This window comes from Alcanivorax sp. HI0044 (genome assembly GCF_001634945.1).
This window is the reverse complement of the sequence record NZ_LWEZ01000086.1, coordinates 1-872: the sequence shown is the minus strand read 5'-3', so window position 1 is coordinate 872 and position 872 is coordinate 1. Positions and strand designations below refer to the sequence as shown.

General features: G+C 55.3%; 1 protein-coding gene. It reads right to left on the bottom strand.

The window, feature by feature from the left end; translation table 11 throughout:
- A partial coding sequence (locus A3730_RS30815) for a hypothetical protein (RefSeq protein ID WP_063537287.1) occupies positions 1 to 872 on the bottom strand: 872 nt, incomplete at both ends.

Sequence of the window (872 nt, the reverse complement as noted above, 5' to 3'; positions counted from 1 at the left end):
GAGCTTGCCAAGATCCATCTGCGACTGCTGTTCGCCATCCACCAGATAGATAGCAACGTGCGCGGGGACCGGCATCAGGCTACTGTCTGCATCCGGGTGCAGGGGAATTACCTGCATGAGCAAGGGCGTGCGCCCGCAACGCCATACCGGGACGACACCGCCAGTTACCGGGGCATGGACATTGCTGCCATCGAAGGCAGCGGCGAGCAGTCTATCCAGTAGATCTTGTGCGGCCTTGTTCTTTAGACGCAGTTTTCTGGTATGCATGCGAAGAGAGGGTTCTGCACGCAGCATTTCCCAGGCAGACTCGGAGGCGTACACCACCTCTTTGCGAACATTCAGCAACAACATGGCACCGAACCGGCCTTGTTGCTCCAGATAATCCTGCTGTTGTTTACGCTGGTGGATAATTGCTTCAAGCCGAAGAGCGCGGCGAATATGTGGCGTTAGTGCATTAAAGGCATTGGTCTCGTTACGGGTAAAATGGCCCTGCCCGCCGGTACGCTGCATAAACATCTGTATGGTCTGGCCTTCGTGCTGCCAAACCGTTCCGCTGGCACCATGGTGAATATCCAAACCACGGGCCCAATCATTGAAGAACTCGGACCGGTAGAACGTTTTCTGATCGCAGATACCATCCAGAAATGAGGAATAAAATTTACCCGGCGGCAGCGAAGCCAATCCGGGTCGCCAGGGGCAAAGGTTCACATAGTGCTCTACAAACGCCTTGTGAGCACTGGCATCGGTGTTAACCTGCACGCCGTTGAACACTTGGTCGGCATCCTTGTTCATCACCAGGATACGCGCCGAACGACTGCCAGACAGGCTCACCATCCGGTTCAGGAACTCCTGCCAGCCGGATTTTTCGTAAG